Origin of the sequence: Brumimicrobium oceani (assembly GCF_003143775.1) — a bacterium.
GTDB classification, from domain to species: Bacteria; Bacteroidota; Bacteroidia; order Flavobacteriales_D; family Crocinitomicaceae; genus Brumimicrobium; species Brumimicrobium oceani.
In genome coordinates, this window is sequence record NZ_QFRJ01000003.1 from 57,122 (window position 1) to 71,066 (window position 13,945).

Below are 13,945 nucleotides of genomic sequence, written 5' to 3' on the forward strand. Positions count from 1 at the left end.
TTCTTAACAAAAAAATTTGTGGGTGTGCCTTGGGGGCCCCCCCCCCCCACCACTTCCAAACCCTGATTTTTGCCTTCTAGCACTATTGAGCTTGTCATCCTGATGTGAAAATAAAAAAATCTCTGTTTTTTATTTTTCGAAGGATCTGTTTTGATTTATTCCAATTCACAACAAGAGTATAGGGTGTTGATTATCAATATGTAGTCATAAACTTGGATGTACAGTAAATTGGCTGTTACAATCTGCGACTTAAAAGGGTAACCCTATTCATTTTTTTTAAAACTTCTCAATTGTCTGAAAAAAAGCTTGACGGTGACGATAAGATTTCCTTCAAATAAACTTTAGCTAACGTCCCACCTTGGTAACCCATTTATTTTATTTTATTTTATTTCTTTATGAGATGCCTTAGCATCAGCCGACAAGAAAAAAGATAAAATAAACGCAAAAGATTCAATTTTAAATTTGTTGTATTTCCGTCCAAGCATTACTTACAACCAATTAAAAAAAGAATTCCGCTTCGAGATGACATTGAGCTAGGGTCATATTTCAAATGAGAGGGGAAAAGCATTTTAGTAAAAAATAAAAAATTGCTCTGAATAGATCAAAAACCACGTAACAAACGTTATTGAAATGAGCAAGAATTACTCTGCTATGAAGATAACATCAGGTTTTGGAGCTATGCTCTTACGAATTAATTTTTCTCCTTTTTTCCATAATTGCCACTCTTCCACTACACCTGTTTCTAATTGAACGACCAAATTATAATACATCTCCGTTTCCAACTTCACTTCGTAGGTGGCTTCCAGTTTTTGTTTTGGAGAAGTAATCCAGAGCCTTCCATTATCTAAAAGCAGTTCGTATTCCGCAGCGGGAACTAAAATTGGTTCGCCATTCATACTTACCTCATAGGCTTCTTGGTTTCCTTTATATGTACCCAAATATTTTTTAGGGAAAACATTGCTCGTGCTACACGAAAATAAAAGTGTAAAAAGGATTCCGAAAAGTACTATGTTTTTCATTCAAATAATTTAAAGTGGAAAGTTAAAAATTAATTTGGAATTCAGGGATTGAAAAAATCAAAAATCCAATGATTCAATGATTATCAGAAAACATTATTCGAAGATATACTGTAGGGACGATTTGTAAACTTAGCGAAGCGATCTCATAACCAACGGGAGTTATCGTCCTTATAAATTTAAAATGCGATTTAAGAAATCCAATCGATTCAATAAAATATAATGTGGTTACCCGCTATCGTACCAGTTCTATATATTAGAAATAGCTATCGACTGCCATTCCGAAAATACCGAGTATTGAGGAATCTCTTTTGCTGATTAGAAAATCTTCATTAAATCATCTTAAACTAAACTCAAAGATTTTAAATTGAAATTAGTGGTAACTTTAAGTGGAGTCAAAAATATAAACATCAACCAGCGACAAAAATCGATAAAATCAACTATTTTTACCCCTTAAAATTTACAATTCATGGAGCAATATCATCAACTTTTAAGACATATACTTGATAACGGAACAGATAGAGGCGACAGAACTGGAACTGGAACACGTTCTGTTTTTGGTCACCAAATGCGATTTGATTTAAGTAAAGGTTTTCCTGTTATAACCACAAAAAAACTGCATTTAAGATCAATTATTCATGAATTGTTGTGGTTTATCAGTGGTGATACTAATATCAAATATTTAAAAGACAATAAAGTTTCCATTTGGGATGAATGGGCTGACGAAAATGGAGATTTAGGTCCTGTTTATGGTCACCAATGGCGTTCATGGCCCGATGGCAAAGGAGGAACAATTGACCAAATCAAAAATTTAGTTGAGCAAATCAAGAACAATCCGAATTCTCGCAGACATATCGTAAGTGCTTGGAACGTGGCTGATGTTGAAAAAATGGCTCTTCCGCCTTGTCACTTGTTGTTTCAATTTTATGTTGCCGACGGGAAACTAAGCTGCCAATTGTATCAACGTTCTGCGGATACTTTTTTAGGTGTTCCATTTAACATTGCGAGTTATGCCCTTTTCACCATGATGATGGCACAAGTTTGTGGTTTAGAAGCCGGAGATTTCGTTCACACGATGGGAGACACGCATTTGTATTCGAACCACTTTGAACAAGCAGAACTTCAACTTTCAAGAGAGATTTTACCGCTGCCAACAATGAAAATTAATCCTGATGTGAAAAGTATTTTCGATTTCAAATATGAAGATTTCGAATTAATTGGCTACGCGCCACATCCTCACATTAAAGCGCAAGTAGCCGTTTAGTCCCTTGATTGAAAGTTTAACACTAAAAATTCATATAATATGAAATGCTCGCTGATTGTAGCCATGGGGAAACACCGAGAAATTGGTAAAGACAATGATTTGCTGTGGAGATTGCCTCGTGACATGAAGTTTTTTAAAGAAACTACAGAAGGTCACACTGTGGTAATGGGAAGAAAAAACTGGGAATCCATTCCTGAGAAATTTCGTCCGCTTCCAAATAGAAAAAACATTGTCATTTCAAGAAATGTGGAGTACAAGGCTGAAGGAGCAATAGTGATTTCAGATTTAAAAGAAATAGAAGAACATTTTAATGCTGATTCAGATAAAAAGTGTTTTATAATTGGAGGAGCACAAATTTATCAATTGGCTTTAGCGGCTGATCTAATTGACGAAATGTACATTACACAAGTAAATGAAACTTTCGAAGCCGATACATATTTCCCATTTGTTAATTGGGATGACAAACAAGGCTGGGAGGAAGAGAAACTTTTTGAATCTGAAAAAGATGAGAAGAATCCGCATTCATTTACAGTAACAAAATATACACGATAATCCATGAAAGTTTGCATTGCCGAGAAACCGAGTGTCGCCAAAGACATTGCTAATACTATTGGGGCAACCCAACGTAAAGACGGTTACTATGAAGGCAATGGCTATCAAGTAACTTGGACTTTTGGCCACCTTTGCACATTGAAAGAGCCAAGAGATTATGTTGAAGATTGGCGTTATTGGAATTTGAGACACCTTCCCATGGTTCCTTCTCGATTTGGAGTTAAAGTCATAGAAGATGAAGGGATTCAACGTCAATTTCATATTGTAAAGAGACTATTGGTTGACGCCACAGAAATCATAAACTGCGGTGATGCTGGGCAAGAAGGAGAGGTAATTCAACGCTGGGTTTTCTTGAAATCTGGAACAAAAGCACCAATAAAAAGATTGTGGATCAGTTCTTTGACTGAAGAAGCCATTAAAGAAGGATTTGCCAACTTAAAAGACGGGAATAAATTCAATAATCTTTACGCTGCAGGAAGCGCTAGAGCAATAGGCGACTGGCTTTTGGGAATAAATGCCACACGTTTATTCACCAAGAAATTCGCTTTACAACGTCAGGTGCTTTCAATTGGAAGAGTACAAACCCCTACTCTAGCGATGATTGTGAATCGTCATTTAGAAATTGAGAACTTTAAACCACAGGACTACTGGGAATTGCGAACCGTTTATCGCGATACAGAATTCAACAGTGTTCTCGGGAAAATCAAGAAGAAAGAAAAAGCCGAATATGCTTTAAGTAAAATTAAAGATGAAGCTTTCGAAATCACTTCATTTGAACAAAAAGAAGGAAAAGAAAAGCCGCCAAGACTATTCGATTTAACAGCATTGCAGGTAGAAGCCAATAAAAAGCAAGGATATTCTGCCGATCAAACCTTGAAGTTAATTCAAAGTTTATATGAAAAGAAATTGGTGACCTACCCTAGGGTTGACACCACCTATTTACCCGATGATGTATATCCAAAAGTGCCTGGAATACTGCAAAACTTGACCTATTATTCTGAATTAACTGCTCCATTATTGCAGAAAAAATTACCGAAGAGTAAGCAAGTTTTCGACAATAAAAAAGTGACGGATCACCATGCAATTATTCCAACTGGAGTGAAAGTAAGTGGCGTAACTCCCGAAGAGCAAAAAATATACAACACTGTAACAAAAAGATTTATTGCTGTTTTCTATCCTGATTGTAAAGTGAGTAACACTACAGTTTTAGGCGAAGTTTTAAAATTGGAATTTAAGGCTACAGGAAAACAAATTTTATCTCCGGGATGGCGGGTAGTATATCAGAAAGACGATTCAAAATCGAAGAAAGATGAAAATTTAATGCCTGTCTTTGTGAAAGGGGAAAAAGGACCACACGAGGCGCGCATTGATACAAAACAAACTTCTCCACCAAAGCATTTTACCGAGGCCACTTTATTGCGTGCCATGGAGACTGCGGGAAAACATGTTGAAGATGAAGAAGCCCGTGAATTGATGAAAGACAATGGAATTGGTCGACCTTCTACTCGTGCAAATATCATAGAAACACTTTTCAGAAGACGCTATATTGAACGTTCGAAGAAAAATATTCTGGCCACACATACAGGAATTGATTTAATTCAGGTCATAGACAACGAAACCTTGAAATCACCTGAATTAACAGGAGATTGGGAACGTAAATTGCGTTTAATTGAGAAAGGAGAATATCAACCCGCTCAGTTTAAGCAAGAATTAATTGAAATGGTGGTGGAGTTAACCAACGAAGTACTGTTCAATACAGCAAAGAAAGCCATTCGAATTATGGATGATTCCAAAGAGGAGGAGAAAAAGGACAAACCGAAAAAGAAACGTGCAAAATCTGTAAAAGTTGACATTACGACTTTAACTTGTCCTAGTTGTAAAAAAGAAGGATTCTTAGAAGGGAAAAAAGCTTACGGTTGCGCGCATTATAAAGAAGGCTGCAAATTTGTAATTCCTTTTGAATTTATGGGGAAGAAATTAAGTAATAAACAGCTGAATGACTTAATTACAAAGGGAAAAACAACAAAGATTAAAGGATTTAAAAAATTAGGAAGCGAAGAAAGCATTGATGGAAAACTAGAGTTAACTTCCGACTTCAATGTGACTTTAAACGCTGATTAATTCTTATTTAAACACAATTAAAACACAAATCAAAAATGATTAGAATAGCACTTTCAGTAATCACATTAGTAGGATTGATTATATTTCATAATTCCATTATTTCATTTGGACTCAATCTTCGACTGTCCTTTACTTTTTCTAAAATTCTCCCATATATGTTGGAGTTTTTTGCTGTTTGTTTAATCATTTTTAATGTTTATCGTCAGTATTTAAGCAATGCTTCACTTACCCTGCGAAGATTAGTAAGCATCCTTATTCTTTTCGGAGGTTCGGGAATTGCATTTGCTGTTAACCCAATTTACGAAGGAGATTTTAGTCACCAATACAGAGAAATTAATTTAGCTGGCGAAAATGCCGATACTTTCCAACACGGCCTTACCATGATAGCCTTGCCAGGTTGTCCTTTCTGCTTTGAAAAATTGAAAGAAATGAAGATTGTCAACGAAATCTACCCAGAACTCCCGATGTTTGTCTTGGTCGTGAACAATGATTCTTTGGCGGTAGAAAGCTACAGAGAAGCGAGTAACGACAACATTCAAGTGAGCTTATTTCCTGAATCTACTTTATTGAAGTCAATTATTATGGGTGGATATCCAAACTTGATTTACAAAGATAGCGATGGTTCGTCAAGGTTAATTAACTGGAACAATAGTGGTTTTGGAAGTGCGAGTTGGGATTATATTCTTGAGGAGGAAGGGCTTTAGAGATTAACCGGAAGTTTTTTAACCACTGAGGAGGCAAAGGTTTCGCGGAGGTACGCAAAGGAGAAGAGATAAGCTGTGGGAAAAGAGAAAACAAGAATTACGCGGAGTTCCGCAAAGTTTTCGCAGAGATTCGCAAAGACACGGAGATACGCAGAGGAAAAAAAGGGATGCCTGTGGCATTAAAAGGTTCTTTCACAGAGATAAAGGCGATGCACTGAGCAGGTCGAATGTGAGGTTTTTCACAGAGGACCACAGAGAAAAAGGAAGAAATAACAAAATCTAACACCAACTAACCAACGAAAAAATCTGCGAAATCTGCAGGAGAATTACCTTATTTATAATCAATAAAAAACCCTGTTGCGTAAGCAACTTGTCCGAAAACTGACGGACGAATCATTCAACCTCAATCATTATTTCTTCTTCTTTGCGAAACTCCGCGCCTTTGCGAAACTCCGTATTATACTTCAAGTGGCGCAGCCGCTCTACCAAATAGTCAATTGCTGAACCTCCTTCTCCTCTTCCTCCAACTCAAACCCACTGATAGAAACCCCAATCAATCGCAATGGAACACCTTCCACTATCGATTCATGTAAAATCTGATCTAGTTTCTGACGAATATCTTCTTTGTCTGTCACAAATTCTGGTTCTGTGATGGAACGCGTAATCGTCTCGAATTCGTAATTCCTGAGTTTCAAAGTGACCGACCTTCCTCTAATTCCGTGTTTTTCATAGCGTGTCCACCAAGTATCAAAAACATGCGAAAACTTTTCATTGATGTCGATTTCTCCAATCACATCCTTAGAGAATGTCCTTTCTGCTCCAACGCTTTTCCTCACCCTTTCAGATTGTACTTCGCGGTGGTCAATTCCTCGGGCAATATCGAAAAGGAATCCGCCCGTTTTTCCGAAGAGTTGTTGTAATTCCCATTTAGAATAAGGCAACAAATCAGCACCCTTAAAAATATTATTGGCTTTCATTTTTTCAGCGGTAACTTTCCCCACACCAAAAAAATCTTCGATGGGTAATTCCTCCATGAATGCCGCTCCTTCATCGGGAGTAATCACAAAAAGTCCGTCGGGTTTGTCTTGGTCCGAAGCAATTTTCGCTAAGAATTTATTGTAAGAAACTCCTGCCGAAGCAATCAAATCGAGTTCGTTGCGAATGTCGTTTTTGATTTGCTGCGCGATTAAAGTAGCCGACTGCAATTCATATTTTGAATAAGTGACATCCAAAAATGCTTCGTCCAAAGAAAGGGGTTCAATAATGGAAGTATAGCGACTAAAAATTTCATTGATTTCTTTTGAAACCGCTTGATATTTCTCAAAAGTGGGTTTAACAAAAAGCAAAGTTGGACATTTTCGCAAAGCCACAAGCGAAGGCATGGCAGAACGCACTCCAAATTTCCTGGCCTCGTAACTTGCCGCGGCAATCACTCCTCTTCCATCCGAACCACCCACAGCCAAAGGTTTTCCACGTAAATCTGGGTTATCACGTTGTTCCACAGAAGCATAAAAAGCATCCATGTCAATATGAATTATTTTACGTGTGACCTCCTTACTCATTTTCGTCTTCTGGTGCAATAATGCGTTTGATGTCTTCTTCTGTTTTGTCCAACTTTTTTCGACAAAAATCTACCAATTCTTTGGCTTCGATTACCGTTTCAGAAAGATTATCAATTTTGACTTCTTTCAATTCCAAAGCGCCAACAATCTCTTTTAAACGTTGTAATGCTTCTTCGTAGGTGGTTTTATCCGTTATTTTCATGTTTTATATCTTTTTTTGAAACGACTTTACTCGTAATTAAATAATTGGAAGAAAGCGTTTTCATCTCGTCTCCTAGTTTTACTTCAATGTTCTTGATGTCTTGCTCAGCTATCGTTGAAATCGTATATCCTGATTCTAAAATTTTCAATGGATTCAACAAAGCCAACAATTCTTCTTGATTTCCAAAAACAATGTGCTCTCTGTCTATAATTTGCTGACTCAACAATTGAACAGAAGACAAAACTTGATTCAAATTTACATCTTTTTCTCGTTCAATTTGCTGTTGCACAAAATCTGAAATTCTGTCTAAAACCCTATCCAAATTACTTCCCTCCTGCTGAACCAAACGTTGCAATTGCGAAGAAGTTCGGTGACTCAAAACAGCCAAAGCGTCTTTCCCTTCAAAGAGTAAAGTTCTACTTTTCTGAACGATTTCATATTCTTTTTCTTGAAATATGCTTCGCCAATGGTGAATCAATTCGCGGCTATAATGAGAAAGATAATTGTTGTAATGCGAAAATTCTTCTTTGCTTTCGCCCAATAATTGAAGCGAAATCTGAATGGTTTTGTCATTTAATTCTCGCATAATTTCCTTGAAAGAACTGATTGCATAATGAATGTGTCGGGCAACTGCCGTTGGTGTAATAAAAGTGACCCTTGCCACCAAATCCGCCACCACCTCATCGTTTTCGTGCCCAATTCCAGTCATCACAGGCAATCTCGATTCACAAATAGCTTTTGAAATTTCATAATCATCAAAAAGCGCCAAGTCCATTTTACTTCCTCCACCGCGTAAAATCACAATTACATCCGCATCATGGAGATTAGCATCTTTTATGGCGGCCACAATTTCCTTCGCTGCGGCATCTCCTTGCACACGCACAGGAAATTCTTTAATCGCAAATTTATTATAGTCATGATTGACAAGCAATTCTTTTTGAAAATCGCGATACCCCGAAGTATTTGGCGATCCAATTAAAGCGATTCGTTTAATTATCGTTGGCAAACGCAATTGTTTCTGAAGATCAAAAACTTCTTCTTTTTTCAATCTTTTAATGACTTCTTGTCGCTTGCGTTCAATTTCTCCATAAGAATACGCCGGATCAATTCCACGAATTTTCAGTTTCAATCCATAAATCGTATGAAATTCAATTTTGACATTAATCAGCACTTTATTTCCCGCTTGAAGAATTCCCAAGACTTCATTGAGTCCAATTTCCTCCACAATAGTGCGATAAGTAGAAGCCCAAATCGTTGCGAAACTCCTTGCTGTCGTGGTATCGTTCACACTATCCGCCAATTCAATATAAAAATGACCACTTTTCTGATTGATTTTTATCAGCTCTGCAGTAATCCAAAAATCACGCTTAGAGAAAGTTTCCCAAATGTGCTTTTCGAATGATTGATTCAATTGTGTAAGCGAATATATTTTCCTTGTTTCTGGCATTAGAATAAAGGTAAGGGAAAATAATTATGAATGATGAATTATGATGAATGAATTTTTGGGAAAGGTGAAGATTTTGGCGGATGGGCGGTTAGGATATTGGCAAGGATTAGAGGGATTCATAGATTGAACAATAATACGGAGAGATAAAATCTTTAGAATTGTTGTTTGACAAGGTGCTTATTCCTGTAAAAAAGAATTACTCGAAGTAATTGGTTCAAATTTTTACTGCGAAATTAACTCCGAAGTTTTTCCAAAGTTAGTCCTAAGTCAACTCAACTGTCTGCACTCTGATTCTTTTGATTTTCAGATTTCCTTGATTTTTTGATACTAACTCAAAAAAACAACCAAACTTCAGGTAAAACAATCATAGCTTATCATTTAATCACACTAAATCACAGTGCAGATAATTTACTCAACTGTCCGCACTGTGATTCTTTTGATTTTCAGATTTACTTGATTTTTTTAATACATACCACTCAAACGTCAAACTCTTCAATAAATCCTTAAACTATCAGATTTAAATAGTTCAATGTTTTTTGAATCAAGCAATAACAAATTAAAATCCTTCCATTTCTTTTAGACTGGATTCATTTATATTCTGTATCTTCATTTGTAAACTTAACTTAAATCCTAAAATCACCACCATGAAAAATGACAACATTGGAAAATACCTAAACGACTTCAACTCACTTATTGACACGCCATTTATGAATCTGGACAAGATTGAATGGTGGCTATTAAAATATGCCGATTTCCATTTTGAAATCACAACGTATTATAGAGACAACAATATAAGTTATTCACCTAATTCGGACATAGAAGCCCACCCGCTTTACCCACTCATCATTAATCTTCATGCATTTTTAGATTTCTATCATTTTCTAAATGAAATTTCTGAATACGCCAGAAGAGAGGCTTATTTCAAAGAAGAAATAAAAGAATATCAGCGTGTAAAAACTTCAAAAGAAAAATCGAAAGAATGGCTGACTAAAAACTTAAAATTTGGACTTGGTCCTTACCCCCAATTTATTACAGACGCCAATGCCCTTGAAAACGACGAAATGATTGTGATTCATGAGCAACATGATGTGATTTTTTATTTGGATCGCAAGGACTTCAGCGCTGTGCTGGAGTTTATTGAAATTTTTGAGGAGGTGGTTTTTGAGAAGGAGTTGGAGGAAAAGGAGTTGGAGGGGTTTTGGGTTGGGGAGTGAGAGCAGACAGATTTCCCCTTTTTTTGTTTCTATAAGTGTCTTATTGAAGAATGAAATAGATGTATAAATAGCAATCCCCAATTAAGAAGATTTCAAAGAAAGATGCTTTCTGAAGCTAAAAAAAAATCAATAATAGTGCTGTTTAAAAATATTATCCCTCACATAACTTGCGTTCAACCAAAAGCAATGCTTAGTAAATTCAGTTAAACCGGTTAAAACATCTTTTACGGGCAATGGATATACATCTTCTTTATTTTGCGCATGAGGTCTAACGTGGCTTATTCTAAATTCCGATTTCTTAGGGAAATGAGTTTTTCTAATTCCTTTAGAGGTAACCTCTTTGACTATTTTACCAGTGGAAATCAACAATCTCATTCTATCCCATACCGTTTTAGCTTCTAATATATCTGAATAAGGCATGTTCCAAAAAGTAGCTTTCCTTAAGACTAACTCTTCACCACTATACTGATAAAAAATAAAGAAAAATTTACTTTCCAATACTGATTTAAACTCAGCGTCTTCCCAATCTCCAAGAATTAATTCTTCATATTTAAAAGTGGGAAAGGAAATATCCTCTTTTGGCAATAAATTTTCTTTAAGTCTAACTGTTTTTACTTGAATATCTGCTTTTTCAAACTCCTCTATTTTTTGTCCTAATTTAATACCTAATATGGCTTTTGAAAGATTTGCAAAATAGCTTTTTGCTTTTCTGTTTAAATCTAGAGACAAATCATTTTCTATTTCAATTGATGTACATCCATAGAAGGGTTCAAACTTAGAAACTACTACCTCTTCAATAGAAAGCTCATCGGAAATATCTTCTGAATTATTTAATACCTTGCCATAAGGTTCGAGGAAATCACTTGCAATACTTGGTAAGTCTTCCCTTTCTAAATATAATGGTTTAATTTTAGACTCGTTATCTCCAATCTGTTGGTCACGCTTATCTAGTAACTTTCCAAAAACATGTTTTTCATTCTGTGCTATTTTAGCAATTATATGATTTACATAGCCTTGTTTAAGTGAATAAGCTCTCTGCTTTGCTTTTTCTTCATTAAAAGGTTGTTTTCTATAAGATTTGAGAGCTGTTGAACCTTTGGTGCATGCTCCAAGGTAAAATGTATCTCCTTCGGAAAGCTCATGTGCTCTGCCCTCTTTAATTTTCTTGTTTATAAACTCCCAATCCCTTTTAATAATTTTCAAATCTTCTTCAGGATATTTCCAGCCATCAACCAATTTTATGAGATAATCTAATAAGTCTGTTTCTTTTTCATGTAAATAAAAAACCAATAAAAGATGTGCATTTTTTTGTAAGAACGAACTCGAATCAAACTCTTCTTTATGGACTTCTAAATAGTTAATAATATTTAGAACCAATCTTTCTTTTGAGCGGAACTCTCCATTTTTCAATACCTTTAATGGACTTGACTTCAATTCTAGTCCAGCCTCTAAAAAGTCAGGTGCAGCATCAGAATTTGGTTCATATCCAAAATAGAACTTTTCAAGTATTTGACCAAAATTTCCTTTTCCTTTATATCCATGTTTTTCAATTGCAGCTCCACAAACCTGCCTTAAAGTTTTGTTTTTAAGTTTTTTAGAAAACTCCACAATAGAGTCCGCAGAATGGATATCATATTTCAAATCGTTATCCATTTATTTTTATGTCTAAACCTATTACCCAGACAGGGACTGATATCACTTTTGAAAATTCTTCTAATATTTTTACCGTCTTGTCGAAAGTAACTATACCATCACTTAACATTAATTCTAAATCATTAGTAGGAACAATATATATTAGACAGTCAATAGAATTTTGAACATTAGCTTTCAGAACTTTGAAAAGATCCCTATAAACCAAAGCCCAATTTCCAAATTGAATTTCACCCACAATTAGGGGGAACATTGAATCCTCAGCAGGTAAAGGAATATCAATCCCTAATTTATCTTTTTGTTCTAGCTCTTTGGCAATTATTTTAAGCTCTGGATTTTTATTTAAAAAACTACTCCACTTTAAATCACCCTCAAAGTATTGCAATTCACCGAAACAAAGATTCCGCAAAGCAGAAATATTTTTTTTATGATTTAAAATGGCGAAATCAAAACCTCCTATTGCACTCTTTTCTGAGCTAAAATAAAAAACTCCTTTATCCTCAACAACTTCTAATTTTATATCATTTCTTAAACTATTCTTCAGCAAACTTCTAATCTCACTATTTAAAACATCAGCTTTAATTCCTCTTAAATTTTTCTTTTGTTGTTTTTTGATACGAGCTTCAATAGGAATTTCTGCTTTAAGTGATTTAATTATTTTATTCTTAAGATAATCATGTGTATTAAGAATTTCAAAAGCATGATGATGGTAAAATGTATTTCGAACATATAGCCGGCCACTTGTTTTACTCAACCACCTGTCGATCTCTCTTTTAGTGTTCATTTAATATATTTTTATAAAGTTCGACACCTATCTTTTCAATCACACCAACTACTAAAGCATTCCCCATAAAGAAAGCTCTTTTCGTATCTGATATTCCTTTGAACTCAGTATGGTTATCTGGAAACATATTTAACCTTTCCAATTCTACAGGAGTCAATCTTCGAAGTCCTCTATCCGTTTCAACGACATGTTTAAACCTTGAAGGTGATTTACCACCTTCTCCCGTAATTATAGTTCTAGAAGCATTATCAAGTGCGTCTGGATAAATCATTCCTCCCTCACTATAATTGTATTCAAAACCATCTTTAGTTGTCCTTTTCTCTTTTTTGGAACCTTTCAAATACTCCCATTTTTTAATATCCTTTTCATCAATGAAGAATTCTTCTGGTACTTCTCCATTTTGTAAAACATCCTTTAGGACAGTTTTTTCACCTTTATAATTAGGTTCAGTTTTAGTCGTATAGACCTTTCCATTTATAAGTAAACCCGTATTTAAAAATGGTGATAGTTTTTTCCCTTTATTAAAATTATCCGTGATTTCTACAAGATCCCCCTCTAATTTAATTTCGTGAATAGAGTTTGTGGTTTGAACAGGGAACGCATTTGCAATTGTCCCTTCTTCTGATAACCAATTCAATTTATTAGACTTTAGCAGTCTTTTATAAATCGGTGTAGACTTATGGTATCCAATAAAAAACACTCTTCTTCGTCTTTGAGGCATTCCATATTCTGCGGCATTAATTACGCGCCACTCAACTGCGTAGCCTAACATATTCAAACTTTGAAGCATAACTGCAAAATCTCGACCTCGCTGTGTAGCAGGTGATTTCAAAAGACGATCGACATTCTCTAAAAATAAATACTTAGGTTTGTTTTTTTTGTTGGCTAAAATTTCATGAATCGACCACCAGAGAACACCTTTCTTTCCTATGAGTCCTTTAGAATTGTGTAATGTTGTTGCAACCGAATAGTCCTGACAAGGAAACCCACCGACTAATAAGTCATGATCAGGTACTTCTTCTACATTGCGCGTAACAACTTCATTTATATCTTCATTTGAATGATTTTTCTTACCAAATTTATTCTCATAAACTAATGAAGCGTGTTGCATTTTTGTTGAAGGCTCCCATTGATTGCTCCACACAACTTCATAATTGCTTTTCTCCAACCCGAGTCTAAAACCTCCAACTCCAGCAAATAATTCAACTACTTTTATTTTATTTTCTCCCATTCTTATTTACATTGCAGTAATTAATGCTTCTCTGCCTCTCAAAACTAAAACCCTAAAAAAATTATGACCTTTTATTGTTTTTACAAAGCTTATCGATATTTTTTTTGGTTAAAAATAACTGATAAGTTCGTGTTATACAAATTGAGACATTTGCAATTTAAAAATAGTCTACCTCCAATAAATCTTTATCAAAACAAC

At 35.2% G+C, this 13,945-nt stretch carries 12 protein-coding genes; 5 read left to right on the forward strand and 7 right to left on the reverse strand.

The window, feature by feature from the left end; genetic code table 11:
- Positions 1–641: 641 nt before the first annotated feature.
- Positions 642–1,019: a hypothetical protein gene (locus tag DIT68_RS05580; protein ID WP_109358834.1), complete on the reverse strand. Its 378-nt coding sequence runs from the start codon at positions 1,017–1,019 to the stop codon at positions 642–644.
- A 466-nt stretch (positions 1,020–1,485) separates the two neighbouring features.
- Here DIT68_RS05580 and DIT68_RS05585 point away from each other — a divergent pair, with 466 nt between their 5' ends.
- From DIT68_RS05585 to DIT68_RS05600, 4 genes are read left to right on the forward strand one after another with little or no spacing between them, the layout of a single operon-like run.
- Positions 1,486–2,280 (forward strand): thymidylate synthase, encoded by a 795-nt coding sequence (locus DIT68_RS05585; RefSeq protein WP_109358835.1) that lies wholly within the window; start codon positions 1,486–1,488, stop codon positions 2,278–2,280.
- Positions 2,281–2,319: 39 nt separating this feature from the next.
- Positions 2,320–2,832, forward strand: coding sequence for a dihydrofolate reductase (locus DIT68_RS05590; RefSeq protein WP_109358836.1), 513 nt, complete (start codon positions 2,320–2,322; stop codon positions 2,830–2,832).
- A gap of 3 nt (positions 2,833–2,835) precedes the next feature.
- The gene (locus DIT68_RS05595) at positions 2,836–4,953 is read left to right on the forward strand and encodes a type IA DNA topoisomerase (protein WP_109358837.1); all 2,118 of its coding nucleotides are present in this window, start codon (positions 2,836–2,838) and stop codon (positions 4,951–4,953) included.
- A 35-nt stretch (positions 4,954–4,988) separates the two neighbouring features.
- Positions 4,989–5,657: a hypothetical protein gene (locus DIT68_RS05600; RefSeq protein WP_146194132.1), complete on the forward strand. Its 669-nt coding sequence runs from the start codon at positions 4,989–4,991 to the stop codon at positions 5,655–5,657.
- Between the two features lie 482 nt (positions 5,658–6,139).
- On the opposite strand, the gene dinB is transcribed toward DIT68_RS05600, so the two are convergent.
- Genes dinB through xseA form a run of 3 tightly spaced genes read right to left on the reverse strand, consistent with a single transcriptional unit; the run spans position 6,140 to position 8,868 of the window.
- Positions 6,140–7,219, reverse strand: a complete 1,080-nt coding sequence (gene dinB / locus DIT68_RS05605) for a DNA polymerase IV (RefSeq protein WP_109358839.1) — start codon at positions 7,217–7,219, stop codon at positions 6,140–6,142.
- Positions 7,212–7,421: an exodeoxyribonuclease VII small subunit gene (xseB, locus tag DIT68_RS05610; protein WP_109358840.1), complete on the reverse strand. Its 210-nt coding sequence runs from the start codon at positions 7,419–7,421 to the stop codon at positions 7,212–7,214. Before xseB ends, dinB begins: the two co-directional genes overlap by 8 nt.
- On the reverse strand, positions 7,405–8,868 hold the full coding sequence (gene xseA, locus DIT68_RS05615) for an exodeoxyribonuclease VII large subunit (protein ID WP_109358841.1): 1,464 nt from the start codon (positions 8,866–8,868) through the stop codon (positions 7,405–7,407). Before xseA ends, xseB begins: the two co-directional genes overlap by 17 nt.
- Positions 8,869–9,512: 644 nt before the next feature.
- On the opposite strand from xseA, the gene DIT68_RS05620 reads away from it, so the two are divergent.
- Positions 9,513–10,082, forward strand: coding sequence for a hypothetical protein (locus tag DIT68_RS05620; protein WP_109358842.1), 570 nt, complete (start codon positions 9,513–9,515; stop codon positions 10,080–10,082).
- A 126-nt stretch (positions 10,083–10,208) separates the two neighbouring features.
- Here DIT68_RS05620 and DIT68_RS05625 read toward each other — a convergent pair whose 3' ends face one another.
- The 3 genes from DIT68_RS05625 to DIT68_RS05635 are packed head-to-tail and all read right to left on the reverse strand — an operon-like array spanning position 10,209 to position 13,747.
- Positions 10,209–11,735: a Sau3AI family type II restriction endonuclease gene (locus DIT68_RS05625; protein ID WP_109358843.1), complete on the reverse strand. Its 1,527-nt coding sequence runs from the start codon at positions 11,733–11,735 to the stop codon at positions 10,209–10,211.
- Positions 11,728–12,516: a BglII/BstYI family type II restriction endonuclease gene (locus tag DIT68_RS05630; RefSeq protein WP_109358844.1), complete on the reverse strand. Its 789-nt coding sequence runs from the start codon at positions 12,514–12,516 to the stop codon at positions 11,728–11,730. Before DIT68_RS05630 ends, DIT68_RS05625 begins: the two co-directional genes overlap by 8 nt.
- Entirely contained in the window at positions 12,506–13,747 is a 1,242-nt protein-coding gene (locus DIT68_RS05635; protein WP_109358845.1) for a DNA cytosine methyltransferase, read from the reverse strand. The genes DIT68_RS05630 and DIT68_RS05635 overlap by 11 nt, the downstream gene beginning before the upstream one ends.
- Positions 13,748–13,945: the final 198 nt, after the last annotated feature.

Bases quoted from the DNA above. Each gene is read 5' to 3' on its own strand.
- DIT68_RS05580 (WP_109358834.1), bottom strand. From the start codon at position 1,019: ATGAAAAACATAGTACTTTTCGGAATCCTTTTTACACTTTTATTTTCG.
- DIT68_RS05585 (WP_109358835.1), top strand. From the start codon at position 1,486: ATGGAGCAATATCATCAACTTTTAAGACATATACTTGATAACGGAACA.
- DIT68_RS05590 (WP_109358836.1), top strand. From the start codon at position 2,320: ATGAAATGCTCGCTGATTGTAGCCATGGGGAAACACCGAGAAATTGGT.
- DIT68_RS05595 (WP_109358837.1), top strand. From the start codon at position 2,836: ATGAAAGTTTGCATTGCCGAGAAACCGAGTGTCGCCAAAGACATTGCT.
- DIT68_RS05600 (WP_146194132.1), top strand. From the start codon at position 4,989: ATGATTAGAATAGCACTTTCAGTAATCACATTAGTAGGATTGATTATA.
- dinB (WP_109358839.1), bottom strand. From the start codon at position 7,219: ATGAGTAAGGAGGTCACACGTAAAATAATTCATATTGACATGGATGCT.
- xseB (WP_109358840.1), bottom strand. From the start codon at position 7,421: ATGAAAATAACGGATAAAACCACCTACGAAGAAGCATTACAACGTTTA.
- xseA (WP_109358841.1), bottom strand. From the start codon at position 8,868: ATGCCAGAAACAAGGAAAATATATTCGCTTACACAATTGAATCAATCA.
- DIT68_RS05620 (WP_109358842.1), top strand. From the start codon at position 9,513: ATGAAAAATGACAACATTGGAAAATACCTAAACGACTTCAACTCACTT.
- DIT68_RS05625 (WP_109358843.1), bottom strand. From the start codon at position 11,735: ATGGATAACGATTTGAAATATGATATCCATTCTGCGGACTCTATTGTG.
- DIT68_RS05630 (WP_109358844.1), bottom strand. From the start codon at position 12,516: ATGAACACTAAAAGAGAGATCGACAGGTGGTTGAGTAAAACAAGTGGC.
- DIT68_RS05635 (WP_109358845.1), bottom strand. From the start codon at position 13,747: ATGGGAGAAAATAAAATAAAAGTAGTTGAATTATTTGCTGGAGTTGGA.